Here is a 17,076-nt window from a genome sequence, read left to right on the forward strand (position 1 = left end):
CTCTGCGCGGCCACAGCGCGCGCCACCGCCGGCCTGATCACCCAACGTCAGCTGACGCCGGTGCCGGTCGCCGGCCGTGCGGATGGCGAGCGTCACAGGAGCGGCCGAGGCGGTGGCGGACCTGCTGGCCGCGGCCCGGCTGCCGGACGACGCCGAGGTGCTCGGGCCGGTGCCGGCCGAGGAGGGCCGGGAACGGATGTTGGTCCGGGTGCCCCGGGCCCGGGCCGCCGCGCTCGCCGAGGCGTTGCACTCGGCCGCCGGCGTCCGGGCCGCTCGCAAGGCCGCCGATCCGGTTCGTCTCCAGGTCGATCCGCTGAGCCTGTTCTGAGGCGTTTCGGCCGGTGCCGACGGTCGCGGGCCTCGCCCGCTGCCGGGGGCTCTCGCACACCGCGTCCGGCAAAGTGGTGGCGCCCGAGTGGTAGCATCGCCCGTCATGCCAAGGCGTACGACGGGCTCCAGGTCGCGAGGGGGCGTCAGCCGCGCCGAGCTGGAGCCGTCGCGGGATGGCGCGACGGACGATGGCGGGAACGCGTCGGTCGGGCGCGAGGTCGATGATGTCAATGAGCCGGTGATCAGGGGTGGACCAGTCGTGACCGTTGGACAATCGATCGTCTTCAACGGCGACCTCGGCAGCGGCAAGAGCACCGTGTCGGTCGAGATCGCCAAACGGCTCGGCATGCGCCGGGTCAGCGTGGGGGACCTGTACCGGGAGATGGCGCAGCAGCGGCAGATGACCGCGCTGCAGCTCAACCTGCACGCCGAGCTCGACCAGGCCGTCGACGGCTACGTCGACCAGCTCCAGCGGGACATCGCCGCCTCCGGTGAGCGCCTCATCATGGACTCCCGGCTGGCCTGGCACTTCTTCACCGACGCGCTCAAGGTGCACATGATCACCGAGCCGGGTGAGGCGGCCCGCCGGGTGCTCGCCCGCCCCTCCGGCCCGGCGGAGAGCTACGCCTCCCTGGAGGAGGCCAAGGCCAAGCTCCGGGAGCGCAGCGCGAGCGAGCGCAGCCGGTTCATCATCCGTTACGGGGTGGACAAGGCCCGGCTGCGCAACTATGACCTGATCTGTGACACCACCCGGGCATCCGCCACCGAGGTGATCGAGCACATCGTGGCCGCGTACGAGGGCACGCTCGGCGCCGAGGTGCTGCGCGACGCGCCGCCGCTGCTGCTGCTGGACCCGGCCCGGGTCTACCCGACCGAGGACATCGCCACCCTGCGCGGTCTGTGGGACACCGACTTCGTCGGTGGGGTGGCCGAGGCCGGCGACGAGGCCCTCGAACCGCTGAAGATCGGGTTCACCGGCGAGTACTTCTTCGTCGTCGACGGCCACCGCCGCCTCAGCGCCGCCCTGCAGAACGGGTTCTCCCTGGTCCCCGCCCAGTTGGTCGCCGAGGTCGACGAGCCGGTAGTGGGTGGGATGACAGCCATCGACTACTTCGCCGCCCAGGTGCGCCCCGGCCTGGTCTACGACTGGGAGGCGGCTCACAAGATCCAACTGCCGCTGCCCGAGCCCGCGCTGCTCCGCGGCGACGCGGTGCTCGCGGGCGACCCGGGCGCCAGCGTCTGAACCCGGCGTGAGGCCGGGCCGACGCGCGGGGTACGCGCGCCGGCCCGGCCACCGAGTCGTACGGCGGTCGCCGAGACGGCTCAGCCGAGGATGACGCCTGAGGCGCCCACTCCGGCCATACCGGAGAAGATGTCCTCGTAGTACATCCGCCAGGCGCAGACCCGGTTAGTGGTCACGTAGCCGGTGCAGGGCACCGAGGTGTTGGTGTCGTCGATGGCGGTGTTGGTGCCGGTCGCCCAGACCTGGAGGTTGTTCGCCGCGTTCACGATCTCCACGGGGCCGCCGCTGTCACCCTGACCGACGGCGTTGGTACGCGTGGTGTTCTCGGCCTGTACCTGACCGCAGACAGTGCCGAAGTCGCGGACGTTGATGCAGAGGTTGCGGGCCTTCACCTGGATCGAGCACCGGGTGCCGGAGTACGCGCCGGAGGTGCACACGAAGTTGCCGACCTGGCTGGCCGAGGCGCCGATCACCTGGTTGCTGAACTCACTGAGCACCGCGCCGGCGGCATTGGTGCTGTTGTTGAAGACCCGGCCGCCCGAGCTGCCCGCGAGGAGCAGGGTGTCGGTGCCGGCGTTGCGGGTGCCGACGATGCCGATCGTCTGCCCGGTCGGGTCGGTCGCGAGGACGTTGAGGTTGGCGCAGTGCGCGGCGGAGAGCATCCGCGCCACCCCGCCCTGGAAGACCCCGAAGCCGGTCGAGCAACCACCGCCGGTGGCGGTGTTGCGCCACGCGGCGCCACCCCACCACGGCGCCGTGTCGTCCCATCTGGTGGCGGGCGCGGCGGCGACCCCGGTCTGCACTGTCACCGGTACGCCGGCGAGAGCCGTCGCGCCGAGCAGCCCGTCCTGGGTGCCGACGAGCAGGCCGGCGCCGTCGGCGCGCGGCCCGACCGTGGTGATCTTGTTGCCGGCTGTCGCCCGCAGCCGGTCGGCCGCGACGATGAGTTCCCGTTGTGAGTACGCGGCGGGCAGCACCTGGGTGGCGACGGTGGCCCGGGCGGTGGCCACCAGGTTGGCGGGCGGCTCACCCTTCCAGTAGACCTGGAGCTGGCGGGTGGTGGGGTCGGCGACGATACCGGCGAAGCCGGAGTTCGCGCTGCGCTGTGCCGCGTTCGTGATCCGGGCGGCGGCGGTGTTCATGCGCTGTTGCAACCGGAGCAGCTCCGACCAGGAGGCGAAGCCGCCGGGGACCGGTGTGCTGTCGACGAAGGATCCGGTGGTGGCGGCCTTGCCGCCCGGTGCGGCGGTGGCCGGGGTGGCGGTCACGCCCGCGGCGAGCAGCGTGAGACCGATCGCGGCGACGGCGACGCGACGCAGCATCGCCACGGGACGCCGGGTGGTCGGGTGTGGACGGATCATCGGGTACCTCTTCCCCCAGGGATCGTGGAGCGGGCCGAGCCCGCACCAGGACGGTGGCAGGGGCATCGACGCCACGGGGCGGATCCTGGACGGGACTGGACACCGCTGGACACCGCTGGACGGGGAGACGGTCCGCAGTGGAACTGTCATACATTGGCAGCCGTCTATCGAATGGCGTGGGGCCGGAATTACCCTGCCCGTGCGCATCCGGGGGGCCGGATGACCGGGGTGGGGGTCGCATGTCCGAGCAGTGGATACCTTCCGGCACTCATCAGACGTCACATGGGTCAGCCGAGCTGGCCCGCGCCGGCGCCGAGGCGCAGACACTGCCCGAGTTGGCCGGGTTGCTGCGCCAGTTGCGCCGCCGCGAGGCCCGGCAGCAGGGCGAGACCCTGCTGACGTACCGGCAGTTGGCCGCGAAGACCGGCTGGTCACGCGGGATCATCGGGGAGTACTTCGCCGGCAACATTCTGCCGCCGCCAGAGCGGTTCGACGCTCTCATCCGGCTGCTCGGGGCCACCCCCGTCGAGCAGGGGGTGCTGGCCACCGCGCGGGACCGGGTCGAGGAGCGACGCCGACGCCCGAACCGGGAACACGCGACCACCGGACGGGCGGTCGCGCGGGCCAGGGTCGTCGGCCCGCGCGCCGGCACCACGTCCCCCCGGTTCCCGATACCCCGCCAACTGCCCCCGGCGCTGCCCGGGTTCGTCGGGCGTGCGACCCAACTCGCCCAGCTCGATGCCGAATGCGCTCGCGCCATGGCGCCCGAGAACGACGGCATGGCGTCGGTCACCGTCATGACCCTGTCCGGTACGGCCGGGGTCGGCAAGACGACCCTGGCGGTCACCTTCGCGCACCGGGTCGCCGATCGCTTCCCGGACGGCCAGCTCTACGTCGACCTGCGCGGGTTCGACGCCACCGGAACGGTGGTGACGGCCGTCGAGGCGGTCCGAGGCTTCCTGGAGGCCCTCGAGGTACCGCCCGAACGCATCCCCACTCACCTGCCCGCGCAGGTGGGCCTCTACCGCAGCCTGCTCGCCGGTCGCCGGATGCTGGTGCTGCTGGACAACGCCCGCGACGCCGACCAGATCCGCCCCCTGCTGGTCGGCAGCCCGAACTGCCTGGTTTTGGTAACCAGCCGCAACCGGCTCGCCGGGCTGATCGCCGCCGAAGGTGCCCGGCCGATCGGCGTCGACCTGCTCAGCACCGCCGAAGCCTGGCAACTGTTGGCCCGGCGGCTCGGCACGGACCGGTTGGCGGCCGAGCCGCAGGCGGTGGACGAGATCATCGAGCGGTGTGCACGGCTGCCGCTGGCGCTGGCCGTGCTCGCCGCGAGAGGTGCGGAGAAGCCGACGTTCCCGCTGGCCACCCTCGCGGCCGAACTGCGGGCGGCGCCGCGACCACTCGACTCGTTCGACGGAGGGGACGCCGGCACCGACGTGCAGGCCGTCTTCTCCTGGTCGTACCGGAGCCTGACCCCGGCGGCGGCCCGCCTGTTCCGGCTCTTCGGCTGCCATCCCGGACCGGACATCGGGTTCGCCGCGGCGGCCAGTCTGGCCGGGCTGCCCCGGGCCCAGGTGCCCCGACTGCTGACCGAGCTGGCCCACGCGCACCTCGTCACCGAGCACGCCCCCGGCCGGTTCGGCGCGCACGACCTGCTCCGGGCGTACGCGGCCGAGCAGGTCGAACGTCTCGAACCGGAGCAGGCCCGGCGGGCCGCGATCCGGCGTGGGCTGGACCACTACCTGCACACCGCCCACGCGGCGGCGCTGCTGCTGCAACCGGGTCGGGACCCGGTCACCCTCACCGCCGCCGCGCCGGGTGTGCTGCCCGAGGAGATCACCGACCTCGGTCAGGCGCTCGCCTGGTTCAGCGCCGAGTATCCGGTGCTGCTGGCGGCGGTCGCCCACGCGAGGCGGGCCGGGTTCGACGGCCATGCGTGGCAGCTGGCCTGGACACTGGTGGACTTCCTGCAACGCCGGGGGCGGTGGCCGGACCTGGCCGTGGCCCAGCGGAACGCCCTGGCCGGGGCGCAGCGGGCCGGCGACCGACCCGGGCAGGCGAACGCCCACCGCGACCTCGCCCGGGTGCTGTCCCGGCTGGGTCGGGTGAACGAGGCGGCGAGGAACTACCGGCAGGCCCTGGTGATCTTCGCGGAGTTGGCTGACCACACCGGGCAGGCGCGCACCCACCGGGCGTTCGGCGCGATGCTCGACGGGCTCGGCCGGCACGCCGAGTCCCTGGAGCAGAGCGAGCGGGCCCTGGCGCTGTACCGGGCCGCCGGGCACGTCGCCGGGGAGGCCAGCGCCCGCAACGCGGTGGGATGGGCGTACGCCCAGCTCGGCCGGTACGAGCCGGCGCTCGGGCACTGCCGGGAGGCGTTGGCGCTGCTGCGGACGACAGGCGACCGGCACGGCGAGGCGAACACCTGGGACAGCCTCGGCTTCATCCACGCCCGCCTCGCTGACCACCGGGCCGCGATCCGCTGTTTCCAGCGGGCCATCGGGCTGTACCGGCGGGTCAGCGACCGCTACGACGAGGCGGACACCCTCTCCCGGCTCGGCGAGAGCCGGCAGGCGGTGGGGGACGCGGCCGGCGCCGCGCGTACCTTGCGGCGGGCCCTGGGCATCCTCGACGATCTCGGTCACCCGGACGCCGAGCGGGTGCGGGAGCTGTTGGCCGGGGAGCCGGCCGGTGACGCTGGGCACACCGGCGGTGGTTGAGCGAGGTGCGCCGCCCGACGCCCGGCCGGGCACTCCGTAGACTGGTACGGCACCGCTCGTCCATCCAAAGAAGGAGCCGTCCCGCGTGACCGTCCAGCCCATCCGTCTGTTTGGGGATCCGGTGCTGCGCACGCCGGCCGATCCGGTGGTCGACTTCGACGCCGAGCTACGTCGGCTCGTCGCCGACCTCACCGACACGATGCGTGAGCAGAACGGCGCCGGCCTGGCCGCGCCGCAGCTCGGTGTGAGCCTGCGGGTGTTCACCTTCGACGTCGACGACGTCCTCGGGCACCTGATCAACCCGGTGCTGGAGTTCCCCGACGAGGAGGAGCAGGACGGCCCGGAGGGCTGCCTGTCGATCCCCGGGCTCTACTTCGACACCAAGCGTCGGCAGAACGTCGTCGCCAAGGGCTTCAGCTCGTTCGGCGACCCGATGCAGATCGTCGGCACCGGCCTGATGGCGCGCTGTGTGCAGCACGAGACCGACCACCTCGACGGGGTGCTCTTCCTGGACCGGCTCGACCCGGAGGGGCGCAAGGAAGCCATGAAGGCGATCCGCCAGGCCGAGTGGTACGACGCGTCGGCCCCGCCCACTGTCAAGCTCAGCCCGCACATCAGCGACCCCTTCGGTCTGGGGCGCTGACCCGGATGCGCGTGATCTTCGCCGGTACGCCGGCCGTCGCCGTTCCCGCCCTGGCCGCCGTCGCCGCCTCCCGACACGAGCTGGTGGCCGTGGTCACCCGGCCCGACGCGCCCGCCGGGCGTGGGCGTGGCCTGGCCCGGTCGCCGGTCGGGGCGTGGGCAGACGAGCACGGCGTCGAGGTGCTCACGCCCGCCCGCCCCCGCGAGCCGGAGTTCCTCGACCGGCTACGCGAGCTGGAGCCGGCCTGCGTGCCGGTGGTCGCCTACGGCGCGCTGGTGCCGCCGGCGGCCCTGGAGATCCCCCGGCACGGCTGGATCAACCTGCACTTCTCCCTGCTGCCCGCGTGGCGTGGCGCCGCGCCCGTGCAGCACGCCGTGCTGCACGGCGACGAGCTGACCGGGGCCAGCGTCTTCCAACTGGAGGAGGGCCTGGACACCGGCCCGGTCTACGGCACGCTGACCGACGAGATCCGCCCCACCGACACCTCCGGCGACCTGCTGGGGCGGCTCGCCGATTCCGGCGCGGGGCTGCTGGTGGCGGTGCTCGACGCGATCGCCGACGGCACCGCCCGCGCCGAGCCGCAGCCGGCCGACGGGGTGTCGCTGGCGCCGAAACTGACAGTGGACGACGCGCGGGTGCGCTGGGGTGACCCGGCCTTCGCCGTGGACCGGCGGATCCGGGCCTGCACGCCCGCGCCGGGCGGCTGGACCACGTTCCGCGACGAGCGGGTGAAGCTCGGCCCGGTCGTCCCGGTGCCCGACGGCCCCGAGCTGAAGCCGGGGGAGTTGCTGGTGGAGAAGTCCCGGGTGCTGGCCGGCACGGCGACCGTGCCGGTACGTCTCGGCGAGGTCCGCGCCGCGGGCAAGCGGGCGATGGACGCGACCGACTGGGCGCGCGGCGTCCGGGTCGGCACAGGAGAGGACTTCGCGTGACGGCACCGGAGGGAACCCGACCGACGCGCTCCGGCCCGTCGACCGGCCGTGGCGGGGATCGTCGCCCGGTCCGACCACCGCTGGACCGGCCGCGCCGCGCCGCGTACGAGGCGGTGGCGGCGGTGCACCGCGACGACGCGTTCGCCAACCTGGTGCTGCCCATCATTCTGCGGGAGGAGGGGCTGTTCGGTCGGGACGCGGCCTTCGCCACCGAGCTGACCTACGGCACCCTGCGCCACCTGGGCACGTTGGACGCGATCCTGACCGACGCGGCCGGCCGGGACGTGGCCCGGATCGACCCGCCGGTACGCGACGCGCTGCGGCTCGGGGCGTACCAACTGCTGCACACCCGGGTGCCGGCGCACGCCGCGGTCTCGTCGACTGTGGACCTGGTCCGTTCGGTCGCACCGGGCGCTACCGGCTTCGCCAACGCGGTGCTGCGCGAGGTGTCCAGCCGTGACGCGGACGCCTGGGTGGCGAAGCTCGCCCCACCGATGGAGACGGACCCGGTCGGGCACCTCGCGTTGGCGTACAGCCACCCGCAGTGGATCGTGCGGGCCTTCTCCGAGGCGCTCGGCGGTGATCTGGGTGAGACGGAGCGCCTCCTCATCGAGGACAATGAGCGCCCTCCGGTGCACCTGTGCGCCCGGCCCGGCCTGATTGACCCGGTCGAGCTGGCCGACCAGGTCGGCGGTGCGCCCGGTGCATTCTCGCCGTACGCCGTCTATCTCCCCGGCGGGTCGCCGGGCGACATCCCTGCGGTCGTCGACGGCCGGGCCCACGTCCAGGACGAGGGCTCCCAGTTGGTGGCCACCGCGCTCGCCGACGCGCCGTTGGACGGCCCGGACGGGCGTTGGCTGGACCTGTGCGCCGGCCCGGGTGGCAAGGCCGGGTTGCTCGGCGCGCTGGCCGCGCAGCGGGGTGCCCGGGTGACAGCGGTGGAGGTGGCCGAGCACCGTGCCCGGCTGGTCTCCCTGGCGACCCGGGACCTGCCGGTGACCGTGCTGACCATGGACGGCCGTGAGGTCGGCGGCGACCCGAAACTGCCGGAGCAACACTTCGACCGGGTGCTGGTCGACGCACCGTGTACCGGGCTGGGGTCGCTGCGTCGTCGGCCGGAGTCGCGCTGGCGTCGCCAACCGTCGGACCTGCCGCCGCTGACCCGGCTGCAACGGGAACTGCTCGGCGCGGCGCTGCGGGCGGTCCGCCCGGGTGGCCTGGTCGCCTATGTCACCTGTTCGCCGCACACCGTCGAGACGCACGTGACGGTGACCGAGGCGGCCCGCCGTAGCGGGGTCGCGGTGGACTTCGTGGACGCCCGCCCGCTGCTGCCGGCCGGCATGCCCGGTCTCGGTGACGGGCCGACAGTGCAGCTCTGGCCACACCGCCACGGCACCGACGCGATGTTCCTCGCCGTCCTGCGCCGAGGCTGATCCGCTCCACACGTCCGGCCGGTCGACCGACCGGCCGGACGTCGTGCGCTCACGCTCAGGTGACCGGGAGGCCCTTGGTGCCGGCGTTCTTCATCGAGCGGGTCAGGTTCCGGTCGGAGATCCAGAGGAAGCACTGCACGCCCCGGTTCCCGTTGCGCCACTCCTCCTCGTACGGCTGGTAGTAGATCGTGCCGGCGCGGAAGTCGAGCTGGGAGTTGTCCGGGACCTTGGCGTACTTGGCGATCATCGTCTGGCAGGCCCGGTGGGTCCGCTTGGTGCTGCGGGTGAACTCGGCGTAGCTGGTGTCCGGCGCCTGCCAGACGCCGACGAACTCGGCGTGGTGCTTGGCGGTGCAGGAGACCGGGACCATCTCGTCGATGTCGTCCTTGACCATCTTCGGGTTGAAGCAGCGGTACGCCAGTGGGGCCGCTCCGGACAGCGCGCCCCGGAGGCTGCCGGTGCGCAGGTCGACAGCTGTGTCGTCGATGCTGGCGATCTCGGTGACGTCGCAGCGGTACCAGCGGGCTCCGCCCGACCAGGCCTGCGGCGAGGGCAGCACGACGGTCAGGCCGAGCCGCCCGGAACGCCAGTCGGCCCCCACCGCCTTGTTGACCGCCGTGTCGCACCCGGTCTGCGCGGCCCGCATGCCGGCCGAGCCGGGCTGCGGGGGCGTGCCGCCGCCGGCGCCCGGGCCGGTGAGGGTGCCGACGTGCATGGTCTCCACCCGGTGCGCCTCGGTGCACGCCGTCGGGTTGTAGCCGGTCAGGAAGCCGACCTGCTGGGAGCTCTGGTGGCAGACGTCGGCGGCGGGGACGAACTGCTGCGCCGCGACGGGCGCCGGCCAGTCGTCGATGAGGTCACTGTCGATTCCGGCGGGTGCGCCGCACCCGGCCAGTGCCAGGGCCAGCGCCCCACCTCCGGCGAACGCCGCCAGCCACCGTCGCATCCCGACCTCCCGCCGCTGCTGGCCCCCGACCGGACCCAGCCGGTCGATAGCGCCACGGCGCAGCAGCATACGGCAACGATGCTCAGATCGCGGGCAGTCCCTCGGGACCGGCGCCGCGCATCGAGCGGGTGAGTTTGCGGTCGTCGCTCCACAGGAAGCAGCGCACTCCACGGTCGCCCTCCTCCCACTCCCGCTGCGACGGTGGGTAGTAGATGGACCCGGCCCGGTACGGCAGCTCGCTGTTGTTGGGTACCGCCGCGAACTTGGCGATCAGCGCCATGCAGCGCCGGTGCGCCTGCTCGGCGGACTTGGCGAACTCCGCCCAGCTCATGTCCCGCTCCTCGTAGACGCCCACGAACTCGGCGCGGTGCGGCTCGGTGCAGAGCACCGGCGCCATGTAGTTGAGGTTGTCGCCGATCAGTTTGGGGTCGAAGCAGCGGTGCGTCAGGGGCGTGTCGCCGATCAACGCGCCGCGCAGGCTGCCGGTGCGGTTCACCGGGCGGGTGTTGTCGATGCTGCCGGTCTCGCTGAGGTCGCAGCGGAACCAGCGGGCGCCGCCGGCCCAGGCGGGCGCGGACGGCAACGCGAGGGACAGCGCGAGTCGGGCCGTGTGCCAGTCGCCGCCGAGCACCTCCCGGGCCCGCTGGTCGCACTCGGCGCGAGCCGTGCGCAGCGCCGACGATCCGGGTGCCGGTCGGGCCTCGGTCAGCGCGTCGGGCCCGACGAAGGTGCCGACGTGGATGGCCTCGGCCAGGTGGTTGCGCGCGCAGTCCACCGTCTCGTACGTGCTGGCCTGCACGACCGTGGCGATCCGTGGCAGGCAGGTGTCGGTGGCGGGGGTGAACGGCTTCGGAACCCGCAGCGTCGGCCAGTCGTCGGTGAGATCACCGTCCGCGCCCCGCGCCGGCGTGCAGCCGGCCAGCAGCATCGTCGTGACGCTGGCCAGCACCAGCGCTGGAAGCCACCGTCGCATCGTCCGCCCTCCCGGGAGCTGGCGGCCGGTCGCCGCGCCCCGCGGCGAGACCCCGGCGGGCGTGCAGCCTACGGCACCGTCCCGGTTGGAGTGTCGTCGCGTTTCCGTCGATCGGCCAGTGGCTGATGTCTGTTCGTCCGGATTCAGGGGTCCGGAGCGTCCAATTCTGCACCAATGGTCACTGCTGGATCACAGCGTGTCCCCAGAGGTGCCGCGATGCGGGTGGCGGGTGGCCACGTTCGTACACTGGCCCCGTGACCGTACCGCCGCCGATCGTCGCGCCGAGCATCCTGGCCGCCGATTTCGCCCGCCTCGCCGAAGAGGTCCGTGCCGTCGAGGACGCCGCGGACTGGTTGCACGTCGACGTGATGGACAACCACTTCGTGCCGAACCTGACCATTGGGCTGCCCGTGGTGCAGAGCCTGCGGGCTGTCACTGCGATGCCCTTCGACGTGCACCTGATGATCGAGGACCCGCGCCGGTGGGCCCCCGGGTACGCCGATGCCGGGGCGTACAACGTCACCTTCCACGCCGAGGCGTCCGACGACCCGGTGGCGCTGGCCAAGGACCTGCGTTCGGCCGGTGCGAAGGCGGGCCTGGCCATCGACCGGGACACCCCGATCGAGCCCTATCTGGACCTGCTGCCCAGCTTCGACACCCTGCTGATCATGACGATCAAGGCGGGCTTCGGTGGGCAGCGGTTCATTCCGCAGCTGCTGGAGAAGGTGCGGACGGCCCGGCGGCACGTGTCGGCGGGGCACCTGGAGCTGCGCATCGAGGTGGACGGCGGGATCGCCGCCGACACCATCGAGCAGGCGGCCGCGGCCGGCGCCGACGCGTTCGTGGCCGGCACCGCCGTGTACGGGGCCTCCGACCCGGCGGAGGCGGTTCGGCACCTGCGGGCACTGGCGGAACGCGCGGCGCCCGGGGCCTGAGGTGGAGCCCGAGGCCGACCGCAAGGACATCATTCTCGTCGTGGACGACGACGAGGACATCGCCCGGTTCGTCGAGTTCAACCTGCGGCTGCACGGCTTCGAGGTGGTCCACGCCAGCGACGGCCAGGAGGCACTGGAGATCATCGAGCGCCAGCGGCCGGACCTGGCGGTGGTCGACCTCATGATGCCCCGGATCGACGGGCTGGAGCTGACCCGCCGGTTGCGCGCCGACCCGATGACGTCCGCCCTTCCGGTGATCATGTTGACCGCCAAGGGGATGACCGTCGACAAGGTGCACGGGCTCAGCGCCGGCGCGGACGACTACCTGGTCAAGCCGTTCGACACCGCCGAGCTGGTGGCCCGGGTCTCGTCCACGCTGCGCCGCAACAAGGAGTTCCGGGAGGTCTCCCCGCTGACCGGGCTGCCCGGTAACAGCCGGATCCGCCGGGAGATCAGCGATCGGGTCCGAAACGGCGTGGACTACGCCGTCGGCTACGTCGACATCGACCGGTTCAAGAGCGTCAACGACCGGTACGGCTTCGTGCGCGGCGACGACTTCATCTCCGCGCTCGCCCGCAGCCTGCACCGGGCGGTGGTGGGCGTCGGGCTGCCACCGGCCTTCCTCGGCCACGTCGGCGGCGACGACTTCGTCATCGTCTGCGCCCCGGACCAGGTGCGCCCACTGACGTCCCGGGCGGTCGTCGACTTCGAGAACGCCGCCGACACGCTCTACGACCAGACCGACCGGGAGCGCGGCTTCGTCGAGTTGAAGGATCGACGCGGCAACATCCGGCGGGCGGCCCTGGTCACGCTCTCCATCGGGGTGTCCCTCTCCGACGCCGGCAAGCGGTTCACCGACCCGCTCGAAGCGATCGCGGTGGCCTCGGAGATGAAGACGGTGGCCAAGAGTCAACCGGGCTCGTACGTGGCGGTGGACCGGCGTCGCGGCGTCACCTGAGCGTGATACCGCTGTGAAGTAGCTCGCCTAGGTGGCGGCGGAGCCGGATCGGCGTGTAAGACTTCCCGTGTACCCACCACGCGCTGGCGGGACTCGGTGAAATTCCGAACCGGCGGTGATCCACGGTCCAACCGTGGTCAGCCCGCGACCCGGACGGCTCTGCCGTCCGGTGGACCTGGTGAAAATCCGGGGCCGACGGTTGGGGGCGGTTCGTCCGCGCCCAGACAGTCCGGATGGGAGACAGCGCGCGGGACGGACGGGTCCGAGCCGGCCGCTGGCTTCAGCGTGCCGTGCCGACCCTCCCGGGGCGGCTGTGCCGTTCCCGGAATCCGCCACCGCCTGCCCGTGGCCCCATGGCCACCGCCTCCCTGACCGCCCGCGCGCGGACCGGCGAGTGAGAGGGCAGGGGCAGGGCGATGGCCAGCGTCTCCGTTGATGAGGCGATGCGGCGTGCGATCGAGTTGGCAGCGCGCGGGCTCGGCACCACCAGCCCCAACCCCGTGGTCGGGTGCGTGCTCCTCGACTCCGACGGCGAGGTCGTGGGCGAGGGCTTCCACGCGTACGCCGGGGGGCCGCACGCCGAGATCGTCGCCCTGGCGCAGGCCGGGCGGCGGGCCAAGGGCGGCACCGCTGTCGTCACTCTGGAACCCTGTGACCACACCGGCCGCACCGGCCCCTGTAGTTCCGCGCTCGTCCAGGCCGGGGTGGGCCGGGTGGTCATCGCCGTGCCCGACCCGAACCCGGTCGCCTCCGGGGGCGCCGCCACCTTGCGCTCCGCCGGGGTCCGGGTCGACCTGGGGGTACGCGGTGAGGAGGCCGAGGCCGGCAACGTCGCGTGGTTGACCTCGATGCGCCGGGGCTGGCCGTACGTGATCTGGAAGTACGCCGCCACGCTCGACGGGCGCTCCGCCGCGGCGGACGGCACCAGCATGTGGATCACCTCGGAGGCGGCCCGGATCGACGTGCACGCGCTGCGCGGCACTGTCGACGCGGTCATCGCCGGGGTGGGCACCGTGCTCGCAGACGACCCCCGGTTGACCGCCCGCAACCTGCGCGACGGCAGCCTGGCCATCCGGCAGCCGCTGCGGGTGGTGGTGGACAGCTCGGGGCGTACCCCGGCTGACGCCCGGGTTCGCGACGGCGCCGCACGGACGTGGATCGCAACCGCCGACGAGGTCGGCGCCGACCCGGACGGCCGGGTCGACCTGTCGGCGCTGCTCGCGGCGCTGCACCAGCGCGGGATCCGCGCGGTGCTGCTGGAGGGCGGCCCCCGGCTGGCCGGCGCGTTCCTGGAGGCCGGCCTGGTGGACAAGATCGTCGGGTATGTCGCGCCGCGGTTGCTCGGCGCCGGCCCGACCGCTCTGGTCGACGCGGGAGTGACCACCATCGCCGAGGCCATCGATCTGGAGTTCGTCGACGTTACGCAGATCGGTCCGGATCTCCGGATCACCGCTTTGCCCCGCAAAAGGGAGGGCTGAGATGTTCACCGGCATTATCGAGGAATTGGGCGAGATCGTCCAGGTGGCGCCGACGGCAGGCGATTCGGCGCTGCTGGGCGTACGTGGCCCACTGGTCACGTCCGACGCCCGACACGGCGACTCGATCGCCGTCAACGGTGTCTGCCTGACCGTCGTGGAGGTGGCCGACGGTGTCTTCACCGCCGACGTGATGGGGGAGACGCTGCGCCGCTCCGCGCTGGGCGCGCTGCGCCCCGGCGACCCGGTCAACCTGGAGCGGGCCGCCGCGCTCGGTAGCCGGCTCGGCGGGCACCTGGTGCAGGGCCACGTCGACGGCGTCGGTGAACTGATCTCCCGGGAGCCGGCCGAGCAGTGGGAGACCGTCCGGTTCCGACTGCCCGCCGCCCTGTCCCGGTACGTGGTGGAGAAGGGCTCGATCACCATCGACGGTGTCTCGTTGACAGTGGCCGCCGTCGGCGCGGACGAGTTCGCCGTCGGGCTGATCCCGACCACGCTCAAGCTGACCACGCTCGGCGCGAAGGGCGTCGGCGACCCGGTCAACCTGGAGGTCGACGTGCTGGCCAAGTACGTGGAGCGGCTGCTCGGCGACCGGCTCACCGACGCCGACGCCAGCGGGGCGACCGCGCACCCGGGCGGGGTGGCCTGATGGGCCCGCTCAGCTGGCTGCTGGACGCCCAGGTGCACGTCGCCGGCTCGCCGGTGCTGGCCAGGGAGATCGTCGGCAACGCGTTCGGGCTGGTCTCGGCGCTGCTCGGGTTGCGTCGGCTGGTCTGGGCGTGGCCGGTCGGCATGATCGGTAACGCGCTGCTCCTCACCGTCTTCCTCGGCGGGGTGTTCGCCACCCCGCAGGAGCACGACCTGTACGGGCAGGCCGGCCGGCAGGTGTTCTTCTTCGCGGTCAGCGTCTACGGCTGGTGGCGCTGGCAGCGCAACCGTCGCGCCGACGCCGGGCAGGCCGCGGTCGTGCCACGCTGGGCCACCGGACGGGAGCGACTGATGCTGCTGGTGGCCGCCGTGATCGGCACCGCCGCGGCGTACCCGCTGCTCAAGGCCCTCGGCTCCTGGGGCCCGCTGCCCGACGCCTGGATCCTCACCGGCAGCCTGCTGGCCACGTACGGCATGGCCCGCGGCTGGGTGGAGTTCTGGCTGCTCTGGATCGCCGTGGACGCGGTCGGCGTGCCGCTGCTGCTGCGCGGCGGGTTCTACCCGTCGGCCGTCATGTACCTGATCTACGGCGCCCTCTGCGTCTGGGGCTTCGCCGCCTGGTGGCGCACCTCCCGCGCCGCCCGACCGGCGACCGTCCGTACGCCCATCTACACGGAGGCTGTCGCATGACCAGCTTTGGGGATATCGAGCAGGCGATCGCGGACATCGCGGCCGGCCGGCCGGTCGTCGTGGTCGACGACGCGGACCGGGAGAACGAGGGCGACCTGATCTTCGCGGCCGAGTTGGCCACGCCGGAGCTGATGGCGTTCATGGTCCGCTACACCTCCGGCTACGTCTGCGTGGCGCTGACCGAGAGCGAAGCCGACCGGCTCGACCTGCCGCCGATGCACCACACCAACCAGGACCGGCGCGGCACCGCGTACACGGTGACAGTGGACGCCCGCGAGGGGGTCAGCACCGGTATCTCGGCGGCCGACCGCGCGCACACCAGCCGGCTGCTCGCCGGCGCGGCGACCGATCCGACCGACCTGGCCCGCCCCGGGCACGTGGTGCCGCTGCGCGCTCGCGAGGGCGGGGTGCTGCGCCGACCGGGGCACACCGAGGCGGGGATCGACCTGACCCGGCTGGCCGGGCTGCGTCCGGCCGGCGTGCTCTGCGAGCTGGTCAACGACGACGGCACCATGATGCGCCTGCCGGACCTGGAGAAGTTCTCCGCCGAGCACGGCCTCACGCTGGTCACCATCGCCGACCTGATCGCCTACCGGCGGCGTACCGAGAAGCAGGTCGAGCTGGTCGCCGACGCCCGGATGCCAACGAAGCACGGGGTGTTCCGGGCGCTCGGCTACCGCGCCGAGCACGACCCGGCTGAGCACGTCGCGATGGTGCTGGGTGACATCGGTGACGGCCAGGACGTGCTGGTCCGGGTGCACTCCGAGTGTCTGACCGGGGACGTGTTCGGCTCGCTGCGCTGCGACTGTGGGCCGCAGCTGGACGCCGCACTGGCTCGGGTCGGGCAGGAGGGCCGGGGCGTGGTGCTCTACGTCCGTGGGCACGAGGGGCGCGGCATCGGGTTGCTGCACAAGCTGCAGGCGTACCAGTTGCAGGACCTGGGCCGCGACACCGTCGACGCCAACCTCGACCTGGGCCTGCCGGCCGACGCCCGCGACTACGGCACCGGCGCGCAGATCCTCTACGACCTGGGCGTGCGGTCGATGCGGCTGCTGACCAACAACCCGGCCAAGCGGGCCGGGCTGGAGGGGTACGGGTTGACCATCACCGGCCGCGAGGGGCTGCCGGTCGGGGCGCACCCGGAGAACATGCGCTACCTGCGCACCAAGCGGGACCGGATGGGTCACCTGCTGGACGAGTTGGACGAGGTGTCCGAGGCGCCACTGGGGCGTCCGGTCGCCAACGACGAGATCGGAGCATGACGATGGCGGGTTTCGGTGAGCCGGGAGTCGAGGCGGTCGACGCCGCGGGGCTGACCGTCGGGGTCGTTGCCGCCCGCTGGCACGGCGAGCTGACCGATCACATGCTGGAGCGTGCGGTGGCCGCCGCCGAGGCGTGCGGCGCGCGTTCCGTGGTCGCCCGGGTCGCCGGCTCGGTCGAACTGCCGGTGGTCGCGCAGGCCCTCGCCCGCCGCTGCGACGTGGTGGTCGCCCTCGGCGTGGTGGTCCGTGGGTCCACCGCCCACTTCGACTACGTCTGCCGTTCGGTCACCGACGGGCTGACCCGGGTGGCGCTGGACGAGGGCAAGCCGGTGGCGCACGGCGTGTTGACAGTGGAGACCATCGAGCAGGCCCGCGACCGCGCCGGTCTGCCCGGCTCGGCGGAGGACAAGGGCTGGGCCGCCACCGTGGCGGCACTCGACGCGGCGCTGGCCGTGCGGACCGTGGCGGCGGGCAACGCCCAGCGGGTCGGCTTCGGCGGCTGACGCCCCTGCCGTCTCTGAAGG

General features: G+C 73.0%; 15 protein-coding genes, 1 pseudogene and 1 riboswitch. Of the genes and pseudogenes, 13 read left to right on the top strand and 3 right to left on the bottom strand.

The genetic code is table 11. From position 1 onward, the window contains the following. Positions 1 to 70 precede the first annotated feature (70 nt). Both GUI43_RS23340 and GUI43_RS23345 read left to right on the top strand, forming a co-directional pair. Positions 71 to 328: pseudogene (locus GUI43_RS23340) on the top strand (primosome assembly protein PriA); the annotation flags it as partial. Between the two features lie 261 nt (positions 329 to 589). Next, positions 590 to 1,573, top strand: a complete 984-nt coding sequence (locus GUI43_RS23345; protein WP_112584588.1) for an AAA family ATPase — start codon at positions 590 to 592, stop codon at positions 1,571 to 1,573. Between the two features lie 80 nt (positions 1,574 to 1,653). On the opposite strand, the gene GUI43_RS23350 is transcribed toward GUI43_RS23345, so the two are convergent. Continuing rightward, entirely contained in the window at positions 1,654 to 2,934 is a 1,281-nt protein-coding gene (locus GUI43_RS23350) for a chymotrypsin family serine protease (RefSeq protein ID WP_112604928.1), read from the bottom strand. A 239-nt stretch (positions 2,935 to 3,173) separates the two neighbouring features. On the opposite strand from GUI43_RS23350, the gene GUI43_RS23355 reads away from it, so the two are divergent. The 4 genes from GUI43_RS23355 (at position 3,174) to GUI43_RS23370 (ending at position 8,665) form a co-directional block, all read left to right on the top strand. Next, positions 3,174 to 5,657 carry an ATP-binding protein gene (locus GUI43_RS23355; protein WP_112604925.1) on the top strand — a complete coding sequence of 828 codons (2,484 nt, stop codon included), beginning with the start codon at positions 3,174 to 3,176 and terminating at the stop codon, positions 5,655 to 5,657. Positions 5,658 to 5,742: 85 nt separating this feature from the next. Then, the gene (gene def, locus GUI43_RS23360; RefSeq protein WP_112584591.1) at positions 5,743 to 6,300 is read left to right on the top strand and encodes a peptide deformylase; all 558 of its coding nucleotides are present in this window, start codon (positions 5,743 to 5,745) and stop codon (positions 6,298 to 6,300) included. Positions 6,301 to 6,305: 5 nt separating this feature from the next. Beyond that, on the top strand, positions 6,306 to 7,232 hold the full coding sequence (fmt, locus tag GUI43_RS23365) for a methionyl-tRNA formyltransferase (RefSeq protein WP_112584592.1): 927 nt from the start codon (positions 6,306 to 6,308) through the stop codon (positions 7,230 to 7,232). Beyond that, positions 7,187 to 8,665 carry an RsmB/NOP family class I SAM-dependent RNA methyltransferase gene (locus GUI43_RS23370; RefSeq protein WP_112584593.1) on the top strand — a complete coding sequence of 493 codons (1,479 nt, stop codon included), beginning with the start codon at positions 7,187 to 7,189 and terminating at the stop codon, positions 8,663 to 8,665. Before fmt ends, GUI43_RS23370 begins: the two co-directional genes overlap by 46 nt. A 55-nt stretch (positions 8,666 to 8,720) precedes the next feature. On the opposite strand, the gene GUI43_RS23375 is transcribed toward GUI43_RS23370, so the two are convergent. Both GUI43_RS23375 and GUI43_RS23380 read right to left on the bottom strand, forming a co-directional pair. Continuing rightward, on the bottom strand, positions 8,721 to 9,611 hold the full coding sequence (locus tag GUI43_RS23375) for a septum formation family protein (RefSeq protein WP_112584635.1): 891 nt from the start codon (positions 9,609 to 9,611) through the stop codon (positions 8,721 to 8,723). 82 nt (positions 9,612 to 9,693) lie between these two features. Further along, complete coding sequence (locus GUI43_RS23380) at positions 9,694 to 10,584, bottom strand: septum formation family protein (RefSeq protein ID WP_112584594.1); 891 nt, start codon at positions 10,582 to 10,584, stop codon at positions 9,694 to 9,696. Between the two features lie 254 nt (positions 10,585 to 10,838). Between GUI43_RS23380 and rpe the strand changes: the two genes are divergently transcribed. The 7 genes from rpe (at position 10,839) to ribH (ending at position 17,055) form a co-directional block, all read left to right on the top strand. Then, positions 10,839 to 11,519, top strand: coding sequence for a ribulose-phosphate 3-epimerase (gene rpe, locus GUI43_RS23385; RefSeq protein WP_112584595.1), 681 nt, complete (start codon positions 10,839 to 10,841; stop codon positions 11,517 to 11,519). A 1-nt stretch (position 11,520) separates the two neighbouring features. Further along, a complete protein-coding gene (locus tag GUI43_RS23390) occupies positions 11,521 to 12,477 on the top strand; it encodes a response regulator (RefSeq protein ID WP_112584596.1) in 957 nt (318 codons plus the stop codon). 78 nt (positions 12,478 to 12,555) lie between these two features. Then, positions 12,556 to 12,726, top strand: a riboswitch (FMN riboswitch). A gap of 167 nt (positions 12,727 to 12,893) precedes the next feature. Next, positions 12,894 to 13,955 (top strand): bifunctional diaminohydroxyphosphoribosylaminopyrimidine deaminase/5-amino-6-(5-phosphoribosylamino)uracil reductase RibD, encoded by a 1,062-nt coding sequence (gene ribD, locus GUI43_RS23395; protein WP_112699794.1) that lies wholly within the window; start codon positions 12,894 to 12,896, stop codon positions 13,953 to 13,955. A gap of 1 nt (position 13,956) precedes the next feature. Continuing rightward, on the top strand, positions 13,957 to 14,601 hold the full coding sequence (locus tag GUI43_RS23400) for a riboflavin synthase (protein ID WP_112584598.1): 645 nt from the start codon (positions 13,957 to 13,959) through the stop codon (positions 14,599 to 14,601). Continuing rightward, a complete protein-coding gene (gene pnuC, locus GUI43_RS23405) occupies positions 14,601 to 15,290 on the top strand; it encodes a nicotinamide riboside transporter PnuC (protein WP_112584599.1) in 690 nt (229 codons plus the stop codon). The genes GUI43_RS23400 and pnuC overlap by 1 nt, the downstream gene beginning before the upstream one ends. Beyond that, positions 15,287 to 16,552 (top strand): bifunctional 3,4-dihydroxy-2-butanone-4-phosphate synthase/GTP cyclohydrolase II, encoded by a 1,266-nt coding sequence (locus tag GUI43_RS23410; protein ID WP_112584600.1) that lies wholly within the window; start codon positions 15,287 to 15,289, stop codon positions 16,550 to 16,552. Before pnuC ends, GUI43_RS23410 begins: the two co-directional genes overlap by 4 nt. Before the next feature lie 2 nt (positions 16,553 to 16,554). Beyond that, positions 16,555 to 17,055: a 6,7-dimethyl-8-ribityllumazine synthase gene (gene ribH, locus GUI43_RS23415; RefSeq protein WP_091401939.1), complete on the top strand. Its 501-nt coding sequence runs from the start codon at positions 16,555 to 16,557 to the stop codon at positions 17,053 to 17,055. Positions 17,056 to 17,076: the final 21 nt, after the last annotated feature.

Source organism: Micromonospora noduli, assembly GCF_003264365.1.
Taxonomy (GTDB): Bacteria; Actinomycetota; Actinomycetes; order Mycobacteriales; family Micromonosporaceae; genus Micromonospora; species Micromonospora noduli.